Origin of the sequence: Bradyrhizobium sp. IC4060 (assembly GCF_020193715.1) — a bacterium.
GTDB classification, from domain to species: Bacteria; Pseudomonadota; Alphaproteobacteria; order Rhizobiales; family Xanthobacteraceae; genus Bradyrhizobium; species Bradyrhizobium yuanmingense.
The window spans coordinates 1-13548 of the sequence record NZ_JADYVJ010000027.1 but is presented as its reverse complement, the minus strand read 5'-3'; the positions used below and the strand labels follow the sequence as shown (position 1 = coordinate 13548).

At 59.1% G+C, this 13548-nt stretch carries 17 protein-coding genes and 2 pseudogenes; 7 read left to right on the top strand and 12 right to left on the bottom strand.

Going from position 1 to position 13548, the window contains the following annotated elements:
* Positions 1 to 141: 141 nt before the first annotated feature.
* The 3 genes from I6F16_RS38325 to I6F16_RS36140 all read right to left on the bottom strand — a co-directional run bounded on the left by I6F16_RS38325 (position 142) and on the right by I6F16_RS36140 (position 2186).
* Positions 142 to 312: a hypothetical protein gene (locus tag I6F16_RS38325; protein WP_346656628.1), complete on the bottom strand. Its 171-nt coding sequence runs from the start codon at positions 310 to 312 to the stop codon at positions 142 to 144.
* Positions 313 to 700: 388 nt separating this feature from the next.
* Positions 701 to 1000, bottom strand: a complete 300-nt coding sequence (locus I6F16_RS36145) for a Rieske 2Fe-2S domain-containing protein (protein WP_225174608.1) — start codon at positions 998 to 1000, stop codon at positions 701 to 703.
* A gap of 181 nt (positions 1001 to 1181) precedes the next feature.
* Positions 1182 to 2186, bottom strand: coding sequence for a sterol desaturase family protein (locus tag I6F16_RS36140; RefSeq protein ID WP_225174607.1), 1005 nt, complete (start codon positions 2184 to 2186; stop codon positions 1182 to 1184).
* A 1266-nt stretch (positions 2187 to 3452) separates the two neighbouring features.
* Between I6F16_RS36140 and I6F16_RS36135 the strand changes: the two genes are divergently transcribed.
* The 6 genes and pseudogenes from I6F16_RS36135 to I6F16_RS37890 all read left to right on the top strand — a co-directional run.
* On the top strand, positions 3453 to 3869 hold the full coding sequence (locus I6F16_RS36135) for a transposase (protein WP_225174606.1): 417 nt from the start codon (positions 3453 to 3455) through the stop codon (positions 3867 to 3869).
* Positions 3870 to 3939: 70 nt separating this feature from the next.
* Complete coding sequence (gene tnpB / locus I6F16_RS36130) at positions 3940 to 4215, top strand: IS66 family insertion sequence element accessory protein TnpB (protein WP_225174621.1); 276 nt, start codon at positions 3940 to 3942, stop codon at positions 4213 to 4215.
* Positions 4216 to 4270: 55 nt separating this feature from the next.
* Positions 4271 to 4855 (top strand): IS66 family transposase zinc-finger binding domain-containing protein, encoded by a 585-nt coding sequence (locus I6F16_RS36125; RefSeq protein ID WP_225174605.1) that lies wholly within the window; start codon positions 4271 to 4273, stop codon positions 4853 to 4855.
* On the top strand, positions 4852 to 5256 hold the full coding sequence (locus I6F16_RS38320) for a transposase (RefSeq protein ID WP_346656627.1): 405 nt from the start codon (positions 4852 to 4854) through the stop codon (positions 5254 to 5256). Before I6F16_RS36125 ends, I6F16_RS38320 begins: the two co-directional genes overlap by 4 nt.
* The gene (locus I6F16_RS38315) at positions 5145 to 5537 is read left to right on the top strand and encodes a transposase (protein ID WP_346656626.1); all 393 of its coding nucleotides are present in this window, start codon (positions 5145 to 5147) and stop codon (positions 5535 to 5537) included. Before I6F16_RS38320 ends, I6F16_RS38315 begins: the two co-directional genes overlap by 112 nt.
* A pseudogene (locus I6F16_RS37890) lies at positions 5422 to 5811 on the top strand (transposase); the annotation flags it as partial. The gene I6F16_RS38315 and the pseudogene I6F16_RS37890, both read left to right, overlap by 116 nt.
* Positions 5812 to 5892: 81 nt before the next feature.
* On the opposite strand, the gene I6F16_RS36115 reads toward I6F16_RS37890, so the two are convergent.
* The 7 genes from I6F16_RS36115 to I6F16_RS36085 form a co-directional block, all read right to left on the bottom strand.
* Positions 5893 to 6246, bottom strand: a complete 354-nt coding sequence (locus tag I6F16_RS36115; RefSeq protein WP_346656625.1) for a Gfo/Idh/MocA family oxidoreductase — start codon at positions 6244 to 6246, stop codon at positions 5893 to 5895.
* Between the two features lie 111 nt (positions 6247 to 6357).
* Complete coding sequence (locus I6F16_RS36110; RefSeq protein ID WP_225174604.1) at positions 6358 to 6987, bottom strand: cupin domain-containing protein; 630 nt, start codon at positions 6985 to 6987, stop codon at positions 6358 to 6360.
* A gap of 199 nt (positions 6988 to 7186) precedes the next feature.
* Positions 7187 to 8269, bottom strand: coding sequence for an NAD(P)-dependent oxidoreductase (locus I6F16_RS36105; RefSeq protein ID WP_225174603.1), 1083 nt, complete (start codon positions 8267 to 8269; stop codon positions 7187 to 7189).
* 15 nt (positions 8270 to 8284) lie between these two features.
* Positions 8285 to 9142, bottom strand: coding sequence for a phosphoenolpyruvate hydrolase family protein (locus I6F16_RS36100; RefSeq protein WP_225174602.1), 858 nt, complete (start codon positions 9140 to 9142; stop codon positions 8285 to 8287).
* Positions 9132 to 10340 (bottom strand): Tm-1-like ATP-binding domain-containing protein, encoded by a 1209-nt coding sequence (locus tag I6F16_RS36095; RefSeq protein WP_225174601.1) that lies wholly within the window; start codon positions 10338 to 10340, stop codon positions 9132 to 9134. The genes I6F16_RS36100 and I6F16_RS36095 overlap by 11 nt, the downstream gene beginning before the upstream one ends.
* 15 nt (positions 10341 to 10355) lie before the next feature.
* Positions 10356 to 10619, bottom strand: a complete 264-nt coding sequence (locus I6F16_RS36090; RefSeq protein ID WP_225174600.1) for a hypothetical protein — start codon at positions 10617 to 10619, stop codon at positions 10356 to 10358.
* A gap of 167 nt (positions 10620 to 10786) precedes the next feature.
* A complete protein-coding gene (locus tag I6F16_RS36085) occupies positions 10787 to 11644 on the bottom strand; it encodes an ATP-binding cassette domain-containing protein (protein ID WP_225174599.1) in 858 nt (285 codons plus the stop codon).
* 1199 nt (positions 11645 to 12843) lie between these two features.
* Here I6F16_RS36085 and I6F16_RS36080 point away from each other — a divergent pair.
* Positions 12844 to 13032 (top strand): hypothetical protein, encoded by a 189-nt coding sequence (locus I6F16_RS36080; RefSeq protein ID WP_225174598.1) that lies wholly within the window; start codon positions 12844 to 12846, stop codon positions 13030 to 13032.
* 85 nt (positions 13033 to 13117) lie between these two features.
* On the opposite strand, the gene I6F16_RS36075 is transcribed toward I6F16_RS36080, so the two are convergent.
* Both I6F16_RS36075 and I6F16_RS36070 read right to left on the bottom strand, forming a co-directional pair.
* Positions 13118 to 13321 (bottom strand): hypothetical protein, encoded by a 204-nt coding sequence (locus I6F16_RS36075; protein ID WP_225174597.1) that lies wholly within the window; start codon positions 13319 to 13321, stop codon positions 13118 to 13120.
* 13 nt (positions 13322 to 13334) lie between these two features.
* Positions 13335 to 13548, bottom strand: a pseudogene (locus tag I6F16_RS36070) (hypothetical protein); the annotation flags it as partial.

Below are 13548 nucleotides of genomic sequence, written 5' to 3'. Positions count from 1 at the left end.
TCGCCAGCTTCTGAAGCCGTAGTCCCACCATCGTACGAACAAATCGGGCCAAACCTTGTGCTGCGGGATCGTGATCTCAACCTGTATCTGCTCGCGCGATGCGACGCGGCCATGAAATGCCGATGTCCTGTCGAGCACCTGTCATACCAGCGCTTCGTCCTCGTCAGAGATCGGGCACCAGAATTCCCCGCCCACCAGGATGTGCGAGAGGTCCGCCAGCATGCGCATTGAAGGAACCTGCTCAATGAGATCGAGCGTGAACAGGAGGTCTGTCGTCATCCTGTCGCGATGCGTCTCGAAATAGATCGGCATGCCGACGGCCTGCGCCGCCCTGATCCAGCCGTCCAGCAGCGGGAAGCAGTACGCAACGCGGCGCGGGGGCTGACGTCGGGCTGGACGTTGAGATGCAAGACGCCGAGTTGCCGGCCGAGATCGATCGCGGCTTTCAGGCATCGATCGTCTGAAGGAAGCACATGTCTCGACCGCAGCCCGGTGCCGACCAGGGCACGCGCGATCAGGGCGACACGTGTGGGATCGAGCAGGACGTGCTGATGCCGTCGAATCCCGCTTCCTTGATCATCGTCATGTTGTGCTGGATAGAGCGCTCGATCCCGTCGGGATACGCCGTTCCATCGCCCAGAGTGACTGCAGTATAATCAGGCTCTGCTTCGACACAATGCTGTCCCCCGCGCTGGCCTGCTCAGACCTTGATAAAGACAGTGTTTCCCTCGACCTTCACCTCATGGCTGCGCAGGTCAATGCATGCGGGCAGCACCCGTGCCTCGCCGGTCCGGTAATCGAACGTTCCGAAATGCTTAGGGCATTCGATGATATGGCCATCGACAATGCCATCCGCGAGATGGACCTTCTCGTGGGAGCAGTGGCCGTCGATCGCGAAATAGCTGCCTTCCGGAGAGCGAATAATCACAAACGTGCGCCCTCCCTGGTCGAAGCGGAGCGCCTCTTCGGGCGCCCATGCATCGGCAGCACAAGCCGCCACCCACTCTCAGCGGTAGTCAATATGGTCTCCTTAGACCCTCGTTCTCGGCCGCGGGGACGGTTCGATCTGCAGCCGGTCCGGCGCTGCCAAGTGCCAGAGAGTTAGGGGGCAACACCAGAACGTTCGGGACGGGGCATGTCCTGGCCTAATACTTATCAATGCGATACCCCGCGCGTACTTCTTAGACCCTGCGCGCGTACTTCTTAGCCTTCATCCGCTTATATATCGCCTGGTCGGCTTCGGGCGAACCGTCATGTGCCGTTCCGAACCACTCGTCCAGCGGGATCAACTGGGTGCCATAGTTCACCTCAAAGTACTTGTGGTGCAGGTGGTGAAAGTAGCTATCGGTGTCGATGGACTTCTTGTCGCCTATCACGATCCGGTCAAAACCGAGATGCCCGTACTCCGGCGTTAGCGCCGCATATATAAGCTGAAACATTGCGTGCAGAGGATGCGAGGGCACGAGGAAATGGATCAGCACGCCGGAGAAGTAGACGATGTGCTCAAACGTGTGCATCGAAAGGCCGGACCAGGGACCCGGATTAACGTTGTGGTGGTGCACCTTGTGTATGAGCTGGTAGAGCGGCCCGATATGGATCAGGCGGTGGACCACATAGAAGTGCAGCGAATGCCACATCGGCACGAGCAACATCACCGCTATGAAATAGACCGGCTGTTCTCGGAAATCGACGTAGGAGATGTAACCGTTGGCAAACGTCCACCAAATGAACACTTCATACGCCGTCCACACCGGCACACCGCTGCACATCGTCCAGAACACATTCTCGGCGGTCTGACTTCCAAACAGGAACGTCGAATTATCCGTGTCGGGCCATTTAGCAGTATATTTAAAGTCGGCCTCCTGGCGCCGCTGGATGTACAGCACGGTATGAAAGCCGCCATAGAACAGCAGTGTAAGCGCAGCATTCCGTAGGAGGATGAGCGAAATCCAGCCAGGACTAAACTCGCGCATCGTTTCCAGCGAAGGTGTCAGATACACCCACACGACCAGCGAGATCGCAAAGTAGAGCGCATTCCAGGGCCACAGATAGCCTGGATAGCCGAACAGCCAGCGCAGCAATCGCTTCGGCTGGACCGGCCAGACGAAGATCGGAGAGCGCTTCGGCCTCTTGTTGGGCGTCCAATTCCCCCGTTTGTCACGAGTACCATACAGAGTATCGTCCACTCCCCCCCCCCTATGTTGCGTCACCGCGGATGCTCAGGTGGGATACACCACCTCCGCGAGTCAGACGCTTCGGATTTTCGGGCAAGGCACCCCCTGAGCTGCGAAGCAGGGCTCCGAAAGACCCCCGCCTTGCGGCGATCTTCCGTATTGCTGAAACCGGCACGCACGCAACCACGGTAAGTGCCGTCAGAACCATACTATTGAGCAGCATGTTCCGCCGGTCAACCAAACAACCTGTCGCCTCGCCGCTCCGCGACACCATCATTGAAGGGGCTACCGGCGCCTGCGCCAGCTTGAGCTTGCTCACGAATAGTAGCTCTGGCACCGTATACATCGTCTCGGCGACCGTTGCGAATTTCGATAGGCAGCCGAAGCAGGCGAAGAGCATGCGTAGGCCGCTCGCCGAAGCCAGGACTCCGACAAAGCATGAGTTTTGTTGCGTCATGAGCGAATCATCGCACGATTCAAAAGCAGAAATCCCCTAAAAGGAGGGCTCGCGTAGCTGAAATTCTGCGTCTAATCGGCAGAAACTTCCTCCGATCCGAAGGAGTATCTTGTCATTTCCATGCTCAATCTGCGGCGAACGGTCCCATGTCGCGGCTCCCAACTGTGCCGCGGCCGTTCCAGCCCAGATTGAGATTGATATTGTCCACCCCGACCTGCGCAGCTTATTGGCCCTCTATCACTCGAACATATGCGAGGGTTGCCATGCCTTTGTTCTGAGCGGCACGGAGCATTTCGAGCTCATGCCCGGAATCCCAGCCCTGCGTCCTCGATGTCGGTCCCCCGATCAAGAAAGATGGAGGTAGCGAAGTTTACGATCCCACCGAAGCCCGCATCCTTAATTCTCTCCAGTTCACTTCCCTCGAACGCCGGAGATCGAAAGCAGGCCCCAAAGAAGACCAAGATTTGGCGAACGGCAGAATTTCAGAACGGACGACTTCGAAGTCATTGCTCTGGCGCAAAGCGAGCACTAAAAAGATCGGCGGCGCGTCCATGCTACGCAAGCGACCAGCATTCAGTGCGAGGATAAAGTTCGTGCGCCCCCGCCAGGCCGCTTGCGGCCAACTCCGTACCGATAGCAGTCAGGCTTGCCGAGAGTGCTTTAAGGATCGAGACGATCTCTGATCTCGCGTGTGCGGGAGCGGACGTTGCAGGAGGTGTTTGCCCTGAGTGAGAGGTAAGCGCTAAGCCGATACCCTTGGTTCGGGGTTAGATTAGATGTGCGAATAAGCCTCCGGATTGAACGGAGGTTCGGGAGTGGGATTGGACGGCAAAAAGGACGTCCATTTGGACAGCTCGTCAGTTGGGGCGGTCAGCCGGCTTGAGGTGCTTGGAGGACCCTGCGAACGTCGTGTGCGTTCGGAGGCCGAGCGGGCTCGGATCGTCGCGGAAAGCCTGCTGCCCGGTGCTCAGGTGGCGGAAGTGGCGCGCAGGCACGGTGCGACGCGTTGGCAGATTTACGATTGGCGACGACGCTTTCGGCAGCGAGGCAAATTGCCGTCGTGCGAGGCTTCGCGGCCGCCGTTCGCGCCGCTGGTCGTGGAGGGGCCGTTAGAGGAGCGTCACGTTCCGGCAGTCAAGCTCGAGATTGCGATTGGCGACGTCGTCCTGCGGACGGACGCGGCCATAGACGGCGGGCAACTGTCTCGGTTGACCCGCGCGGTGCGAGCGTCACGATGATCGCGCCCGGTGCTGATCTGAAGATTTACATCGCGACGCGGCCGATCGACTTCCGCTGTGGCCATGATGGCTGGCTGCGAAGGTACAGGAGATGCTTCGTCTCGACCCGTTTAGCGGCGCGGCCTTCGTGTTCCGATCGAAACGAGCGGACCGGATCAAGTTTTTGGTCTGGGATCGAACCGGCCTGGTATTCGTGCACAAGCGCCTCGAAGGCTGCAATTTCGTTTGGCCAACGATCGCGGACGGTGTGATGCGCGTATCACCGGCGATGTTCGCGGCCTTGTTCGAGGGTCTGGATTGGAGGTTGGTCCGCCCGGAGGAAGTGCGGCGCCCTGCGGCAGAGTGACTCGGAAGCTATTTTGAACGTGGCGCGTGCGGCGGCGATGTGCTCGAAATAGCGCATGAGCATCGCGGCGCTGCGCGACGAAAACGAACGCTTGAAGGCGCTTTTGGCGCAAACGCAGACGGCCTTGAGCGAGCATCAGGGGGCACTGGCGGCGTCGGAGGAAGCGCGGCGTCGGCTGGAGGTCATTCTCGGCGAATTGCGACGCGAGAAGTTCGGCGCCAAGTCCGAGAAGCTGCGACCAGATCAGTATCATTTGCCGCTCGAAGACGTGGAGATCGCGCAAGGCGTCCTGGACGCCGCGCAGGAGAAGGTGGCCGCGATCATCCAGGGCCGATCGCGCGGCGGATCGGATGAAGGTTCTCATCGCAATCGGGACTGCTTGCCTTCTCATTTGCCGCGGGTGGAGCGGATCATCGAGCCTGCGAGCACGCTTTGTCCGTGCGGTTGCGGGGCCATGACGAAGATCGGCGAGGACGTCAGCAAACGGCTCGACGTGATCCCGGCGCAATGGCGCGTGCTGGTCGCATACGCCGCCCGAAATACATCTGCCGCCGCTGCTCGGGCCCTGTCGTGCAGGCGCACGCACCGGAGCATGTCGTCCCTGGTGGACTACCGACGGAAGCAGCGATTGCGCACGTGATTGTCTCCAAGTTTGCCGACCATACGCCGTTTTACCGTCAGGCTAAGATCTATGCGCGCCAGGGGATCCGGCTTGATCGGGCGACCCTGGGCAATTGGTCCGGCCGCGCCTGCTTCCATCTCCAACCCGTTGCCGACCACATGCGCCGCCATCTGGCAGCGGCGGATCGTCTGTTCATGGACGAAACCACGGCGCCGGTGCTCGATCCCGGGCGTGGTCAAACGAAGAGGGGCTACTTCTGGGCGGTTGCTCCGACGACCGCGGCCACAGCGGCCCAAGTCCGCCGATCGTGCTGTTCCAATATGCCCCCGGTCGCAGCGGCACGTTCGCTAAGCAGTTCCTGGACGGCTTTAACGGATGCTTACTGCAATGTGATGCCTATGACGGTTATGACCGGCTGACCGAAGTCGCTCGACCGCAAGGGCCGTGGACGCTCGTGCATTGCTGGAGCCATTTGCGCCGGCGCTTCGTCAAATTGGCCCGCAACAGCAAATCGCCGATTGCCGAGGCCCGCCGTCCGGCAGATCGCACAGCTTTACGCCATCGAAGCCATGGTGCGCGGTTTATCGCCGGGCATCAGGCTGGCCGCCCGCAAGGAGCACTCGTTGCCCCTCGTCGAGGCGTTGAAGCCGTGGTTCGAGAAGCAGCTGTCGATGATCTCCAGCGGCTCGACGCTCGCTGAGGACATCTGTTACGCGCTCAATCATTGGCAAGGGCTGACCCGCTTCCTCGAAGACGGACGTCTCGAGCTCGACACGAACCCAGTCGAGAACGCCATCCGGCCGGTCTGTCTGACCAGAAAAAATGCGCTCTTCGCCGGACATGAGGTCGGGGCTGAAAATTGGGCCTTGCTTGCGTCGATCGTCGGACGTGCGCGGTGCCCCGGCCAGATCCGCCATGATGTCGAGGTGATGTACTGCGCCCCGATTAACATAGGATGCGCCATTTCGTGGTGAAAAACGTCGCCATGAATCGTACACCCAAGTCACTAGCAAACCGACATGACACCGTGTTCACTCGGCCGAGAGCGCCCGCACTTACGAGTTTCTCAGCGTCGTCTTATCCTGGTCGAACCGGTGGCTCATGGTCACTCTCATCTTGCGACCAGCCGCTTTCACTTTGGTAGCGATGCGGGCCGAAGCCTCCATCGTGTCGGCGATCGGCTTCTCCGAAAGGATATGCATGCTCCGAGCAAGGGCTAGATCGACAACGGGCTCGTGCAGGGCGGGAGGAATCACGATGGTACAGAAGTCGGCGGCCACCGTCCGGAAAGCTTCTTGCGCCGAGGTGAAGCACCGCTCCACATTCAATCCGAGGTGCTTTCGGCTCTTTTCGAGAGCTTTCGTATCGATATCCACAAGGCCCACCACCTCGATCGTGCCGTCCGTCACGTTTAGTGGCAGGTACGAGTCGCACCAAAGGGCTCCAAAGCCGCCAGCTCCAATTGCAAGACCTTATACGTCATGAGTGCCTCCACCGACTGGGCAGCACGTGAGGCGAGATCAGACGCGCTCGGCGCGAATGTCGGCAGGTCCGTGTTTGTGCTCCCAAAGATGTCCAAACCGCTTCTTGCCTTCGAGCGTGGTCTCGAAATAGGCGCCCTTTAAGTCGGCCTTGACCTGAGGAAGATCGTGATGGTGTCCCATGCCGATGGCGACGCAGTCACCCGCCTCGACTTCGAAGCTGCGCGATCCGACAACCACCGTGCCTGCCCCCTCGATGATCACCCAGTATTCATCGCAGTCATGATAATGAGAGTCGAAGTTGGTCGACTTGGGATAACTAACGGGGTCTCCCTTTGCCCAAGCGGGAGTGCTTGGACTGAGTTTGAAAATGCCGCATCCGCCCAACTCAGTGCCCCACCTGCCGGAGAAGATGAGGACCTCGCCCGTGCCGTCGCCGGCATCCGCTGTAAAGGGACCGTTGGCCCCATCCATGTCCCAGAACTGACCCTCAGAGAGCACTTGCGCTTCCTTCGCGCTCGCTAACCGGCACTTTCCACGCGTGACCATTAGACGCTGCTTTTCGGCCGTGAGCGCTATCGCCCGCGGCTGTCCGGTGAGTTTGACCAACTCGAACCCCATGAGTTCGCACCAGGCGGGCGGCTGTTCTCCGCTTCTGAAAACCGGCATATCTTTCTCTCTATTCTGTAGTCAGGCTTTTTGGACGGCGGATTGCCTCGAAGGCGAGCGTTTGGAACTTGATCGCCTCCTCGGCGGGCAACCGCTCCATGCTGCTTGCTCCGTAGAAACCGTTGAACCGCGGCAGAACTACCAACCAGCTGTCAAGGAGTTACACAGGTGGCTCGTTGCGAGGGCCCGCGTCAAACAGCTAACAAGACACCATCGCGCGCCCCCTGGCGTCTACCCGCGCATACATGGCCTCATCAATACGTGTCACCTCGAAACGCCGCGGCTGTCCTTCAATAACGGCAAGGCAGTCGATACACGCATCGTAGAAGCAGCGTTCGTGACAGTAGAACGCCTCTCCGGCAATGTGCGGCGTCGTCAGCACGTTGGGAAGGAACCGGTATGGTGCATCGGGGGCCACAGGCTCATTGCTAAAGACGTCGATCGCGGCCCTGAGACGGCGGTTGTTGACAGCGTCCCACAGCACCGGCTCGTCAACAACGGCCATGCGGCTAACGAGTATGAAGAGGGCACCGATGGGTAGCGCATCGAAAACCGTCTGGCCGATCGCGCGAAGCGATGAATTGAGCGGTGGAATGCCTACAACGAATATCTCCGAGAATGCTGCGAGTTCTTCGAGCGAATCTGTATAAGTCAGTCCGAGGCGTTCCGCAGCGGACTTGTCGAGAGCCGGATCGTAGGCGGCGGTAGGGCAGCCGAAGCCGCTGATAAGCTGGTGATAGCGTTTGTTGATGCTGCCGTAGCCCGCCAGCCCGATCCTCTTGCCCGCGAGATCGCCATACACGTGTGCAAGTGTGTCCCGCGAAAATGCCTTCCAGCCACCAGCTCGCATGAGTGCGACCGCTGCAGGAATGTCGCGCAATAGGTTGAGAGTTTGAGCCAGTGCAAATTCCGCGACCGTGGGCGTCATTGAGCGCGAGGTGTCGATCAATACGATTCCGCGTGCGGTCAGCGCGTCTAGCGATAGAAAACCCGTAAAGCGGTTGTCGAACGTTCCCGCAACTGCCTTAAGCCGGGGGGCGTTATTGAGGAAAGCATCATCCAGGAAAAAGTCTGGTACCGTCCATGGACTCACCAGAAGCAGATCGGCACGAGGTAGAACCGATCGCAGGTCTTCCCGACATGATGGACCACCATGCACAATGGTAGTCGTGATCCCCTTGGCCTCTAATAGCGCGGCGCCCCTTTTGATCCAATCAGCATTGACCCAATCAGCATTCGTGGGATTGGAAAGGATGATGGTATTCAGGTCGCGCATGATCATCTTTTTGTTTCCTTCTCAAATTGTGTTGCGTCGGATTGCCTTGAAGGCCAGCGTCTGGGACTTGATCGCCTCCTCGGTGGGCAACCGCTCCATGCTGCTTGCTCCGTAGAAACCGTGGCACCCAGGGCAGGCATCGAGAATGAATTGAGCATCTTCCGGGTTGGCAATCGGACCACCGTGGCAGAGAATGATGATATCGTCGCGAATAGCTCGCGCGGCCTCGATGCACTGGTTGATCAGATCGACGCATTGATCCAAGGGCTTGCCCGAGCGAGCACCGATTGCGCCACCCGTCGTCAGCCCCATATGGCAGACGAGGATATCGGCGTCCACCTTTGTCATCGCCACCGCATCTTCCGGGCTGAACACGTACGGCGTCGTCAGCAGATCGAGCTTGTGCGCCTTGGCGATCATCTCAACTTCTTGCGCATAGCTCATTCCGGTCTCTTCGAGGTTTTGGCGAAAAAGGCCATCGATCAGACCGACGGTTGGGAAGTTCTGCACGCCGGCGAACCCAAGCTCCTTCAGTTCGCGCAAGAAGCTTGACATGACGACGAACGGATCCGTGCCGTTGACCCCGGCAAGAACCGGAGTGCGCAGTACGATAGGCAGGACCTCGCGGGCCATGTCGACAACGATCTGATTGGCATTTCCGTAGGCGAGAAGGCCAGCAAGCGAACCGCGGCCGGCCATGCGATAGCGGCCCGAATTGTATATGACGATAAGATCAATATCGCCGGCTTCTTCGCTCTTGGCAGATAGGCCAGTACCGGCGCCCCCGCCTATGATCGGCTCTCCTGCGCGGATCATCTTCTGGAAACGCTCGATCAGCACCGACCGGGTGGGGCGCTTGGCGCGAGTATCAGTGCTCACGAAAGACCTCTTGAAAGTTTGCAACAAGTAGTTCCGCAAATTGCGGATCGTTTATGTGAAGAGGGACGCGCGTCACCTGTCGCTTGTCGGTGCGACGTAGTGTGCGCTCAAGCGCCGAGAACAGGGCGACATCGGCTTCGGGGTCGTGGAAGGGCTCGCCCGGCGCATCGATTGCCGAGACACCCAGTTCTGGAATCAGGAAGCGCACCGGCCCGGCACAGGGGTTAAGTCGTTCCGCGATCCATTCACCGATCCTGTTGCACTCATCAGGTGTCGTGCGCATCAGCGTAACCTGAGGATTATGCACGTGCAGCCGGCGACTGCGAAACTTGCTCGGAACCGTCTCCATCGCCCCGAAGTTAACCATATCCAAGGCGCCGCAGGAGCCCACGTAGGGCAGCCCGGTTCGAGCGAAGGCACCGAAACGGTCAGATGTACAGGGGAAAACTCCTCCCACCAGATAGTCGCAAACTTCGGTGGTGGTCACATCAATTCCGCCAGCCAGCAGTCCAGAGTCGGCGAGCTTCTCGAAGGATTGTCCTCCAGTTCCTGTGGCGTGAAAGACTAGGCAGTCGAAGCTTTTCTCGAGCGCTCGGGCCACCGCTTGAACACACGGAGTTGTGACTCCAAACATTGTCAGCCCAATTGCCGGCCTGTTGTCGCCAGCAGCCTCGCGCTTGTTGAGCACCATTCCGGCAATGGAGTGGGCCGCGTTGGCGAGGACCACCCGCGAAATTCGGTTCAGGCCGGATACGTCGGTCACCGAATACATCATGCTGACGTCGGTTGGCCCCACATAAGGCGCCACATTTCCAGAGGCGACGGTCGAAACGAGCACCTTCGGTGTGCCAATGGGTAGAGCGCGCATGGCGGGTGCGATTAAGGCAGTCCCACCCGAACCGCCCGCGCCGATGATACCGGCCACGTCTTGGCGTGATCGAATGAACTCCACCAACGCCTGAGACATTGCGGCGACGGCCTTGCCGCGGTCCTTGAGTTGCTCGGCCCCCGGCGGATTTGGATGGAAGCGCGCCACCTCCGACGGCTGAAAGTCGAGATCCGAGGCTTCGCTGCGCCCTCCTAACGCGGAAACATCAACGAGAAGGACACGACAACCTGCGTCCCGAATAAGGTCCCGGAGATAGCGTAGCTCGCTGCCTTTGGTGTCGCAGGTACCAACCACATAGACTGTTTTCATTGTCCTCCCCCCAGGTCACTCTCGTTCGGGCCGGTCCTTGCCGTCCCAAGCGCTTAGCACTACCGTGGTTCGTGGCACGATCGTCAACAGCGTATCGTCATGGACAGCGTTGAGCATCATCCGGCCGATCGGCAAGACGAAAGCGATTAAGATGAACAGCACGAGCGGCAGGACGAGGCTGAAGGCCTCAGCTTGTGCCGCCGCCCGACCCGCTGCAACCCAATCAGCAACGGCATGCCATCGGGACCTGCCGCCGATTTGGACCGCCATCGTCGTCATCGACTCATCTCTCACTCTCTCAGATCGTCCTGTTCGAGGCGGCGAGGAGACCCGAAGTCCGCCTCGCCGCTCCTTACTCTTACTTCTCGAGCCAGGCGGTAAAGCGCTGGCGCAGCTCATCGCCCTTCTCAATCCAGAAAAAGTGGTCGGCATGCAGAGCAATGGCGTCACGTTCCAACGTATTTGCAAGGTTTGGCAGCACCGCCGGATCGACAAACGCCATCGCGGACGTCGCCCGCGCCTGAAATCTTCACCTTGCAGGTCGCACCATTCAACGCGACGACCTTTCCGTGCAGTGGACTGTTCTCGCCGAGGGACTTGGCGATGAAGACGCTCTGCGACCGCTCGTACAGCTCGGCGGGCGAGCGACCTACTGGATGACCATGTGGGACCGCATAGCGGTGTTTAACGACCCGCGCTTCGCTCTGGTCATGCATCACATAGACCACGGTAACGCCGAGATCCTCGTGGACACGCTTGATCTCAAGCTGCATCTGCTCGCGCAGATGCTTGTCCAACACGCCGAGCGGCTCGTCCATGAACACGAGCTTGAGATCGAAGACGAGGGCGCCGGCGAGCGCGACGCGCTGCTGCCCACCGGAAAGCTGACCCGGCCGGCGTTTGCCATGGGCACCGAGCCGGACCATGTCGAGCTCCCACTTAATTCTGGCCTCGATCTCGGCCTTGCCGAGCTTGCGGACCTTAAGCGGAAAGGCGAGGTTCTCCTCCACAGCCATATGCGGAAAAAGCGCGTGGCTCATCGCGAACACCATGCCGATGTCGCGCTTGTGCGCGGGGCATGTTGTCGATCGAGCGCCCCTCCAAAAGGACGGAGCTTTGGGGCGCACCTCGAAGCCGGTGAGCGTCATGAGGGTCGTCGTCTTGCCGGAGCCGGAGGGTCCCAGCATGGTCAGGAACTCACCCCGGGCGATGTCCAAGCTGAGATTCTTAACGACCAGCACTTTGTCGTCGCAAGACTTCTGGATATCGCAAAACTTCACAAAGGCAGTGTTCGCGTCCGGCATCGACCATCTCCCCGGTCCCGGCGCTTGTCTAGCTAATGTGCCGCCGCCGACTGCCAGACCACGATGCTCTTTCTTTACGGATTGCACCTTCTTGAGCGCGGGGTCGAGACCGCAGGGATAACCATGCATGAGGCGTCCGCGATTAAGCAAATGGCGCATTCCTTCCTTACCGGCCTTTAACTCTACGACCCTAAAGCCCATGGAAGATTCGTCTTTCACGCAGATCTTATCTGGCTGCGAGTGCCGAATTTCATTGATGTGGCCCCTCGGGTAGCCGAAATCCTGCACCGACTCGGAACAGCGCGAGGATTCATGTTCATCTACAACCGCGAGAGGCGATCTGGGCCTTTAGAATGACGAAGCCGGCGACCCACGGCCGATCTCAAAGGACAGCTCGTGCAATCGCTCGAGATGAAACTCTTCATCCTTTCGACGGTCGCCAACACCTCATACAAATATGATGGGCGGCCACGCAGGTCTGGTCCGCATCTCGGAATCAAAGCGACCGGAGCAGATGCAGATCTAAATATCCAACCGTCACCCAAGTAGCGCCGGTCCGACTTAGTCGATATGCAACTTCCTTCGGGGCCTTCGCGCAGGCTCAACTTGCCGTACACAGGGGGCAGCCAGCCCGGCTGGCGATTAAAGTCTCAATCGATGCTGCCGCCAGGCATTATGACGTCCACGACTTATCTTTCGCGATGTTGTTCGATCGCGGACGCCACGGTACGAGCTGAAAGCCGAGCCATCATTGATCATGGCGAACCGGCCTGAAGTCAACGTGCCTCTTTGGCGATATGGGCCTGCAATGCAGGTCACCCTTGGTAGGAAAAGCCCGTTTCCGCCGAAAGCTTGACCACAGGGGTTTGCCGTCCTTGGAGAATCAACGACGTCGTCCACGTCTCTGTGATCACTTCCAGCCAGCGCGTCGTCAGTCCGACTTAAGCGTATAGCATAGACACAAGCCGATCCGTTCAAAGAGATCATTGAAAGTGGCGACACGATGATGAGAGCGAATTGCAATCGCACCGAAATGACCAGGCGGATAGGTAGCAGTGAGAGTGGCGAGCGTACCTTGGCGACGGTGGAGGCGATCAATGCGGTTACGTCGATGTCTCCCACACCATCGTCATAGGTCGAAGAAAAGGCGTCATCGTCGGTCAGGCAATTAGCAATTCCCTTGAGCCAACCAACCAGTCATGATCTTCTCGCCGGTGTCGATCAACTTCACAATCCAAGATTCGGCATTTGTCATTTTCGCAGGTGACATCCGACACGTGCAGGAAACAGTTGGCGATGTATTCCTTGGCCAGATAGCCCTTACAGCTGCAGCAACTGACGAAATCGTCGATGGCATAGCGCGAGTAGATCTTGAGGATGTGCCATAGAATCGCCTTGCCGCCAATCTCGATCAGGGCTTAGGCCGAAGGTGGGTTTCCTCGGAGAGTCGCATTTCAAGGCCACCCGGGAGGATCACAGTTTTTCAGTATTGGCTCCATTTCTGGCCAGCTGGACGTGTCGTCTGGCTTCACGGCAGGAATGCTCCGCCAGCGCGGCAGAGCGTACGGGCTTCAACAAAAACTGCCGGTGAGCGTTCGGAAAATAGCCTTCGATGATGGGGGTTTCGAACGTCGCGGCGACGACATGGTCCGCCTGCCCGCCTCCAAACGAGCCCATGACACTGGCTCGGTCAAGATGGCGGGCTCTCCGGCGCGATCAGTATCCACGCTTTGGCGAGATCGGCGCAGTTCTCAAGTCCGAGCGTTTCCACCGCGATTGCGCTACTGCCGGGATATCCCCCGATCAGCCATGGCTGACCGAGCGCTCGCGTCTCGAGCACGTACATCAGAGTCGGGGAATCAGAGAGATCGATCACCGGGGTACCGACTTCAAGGCCGGCTGCA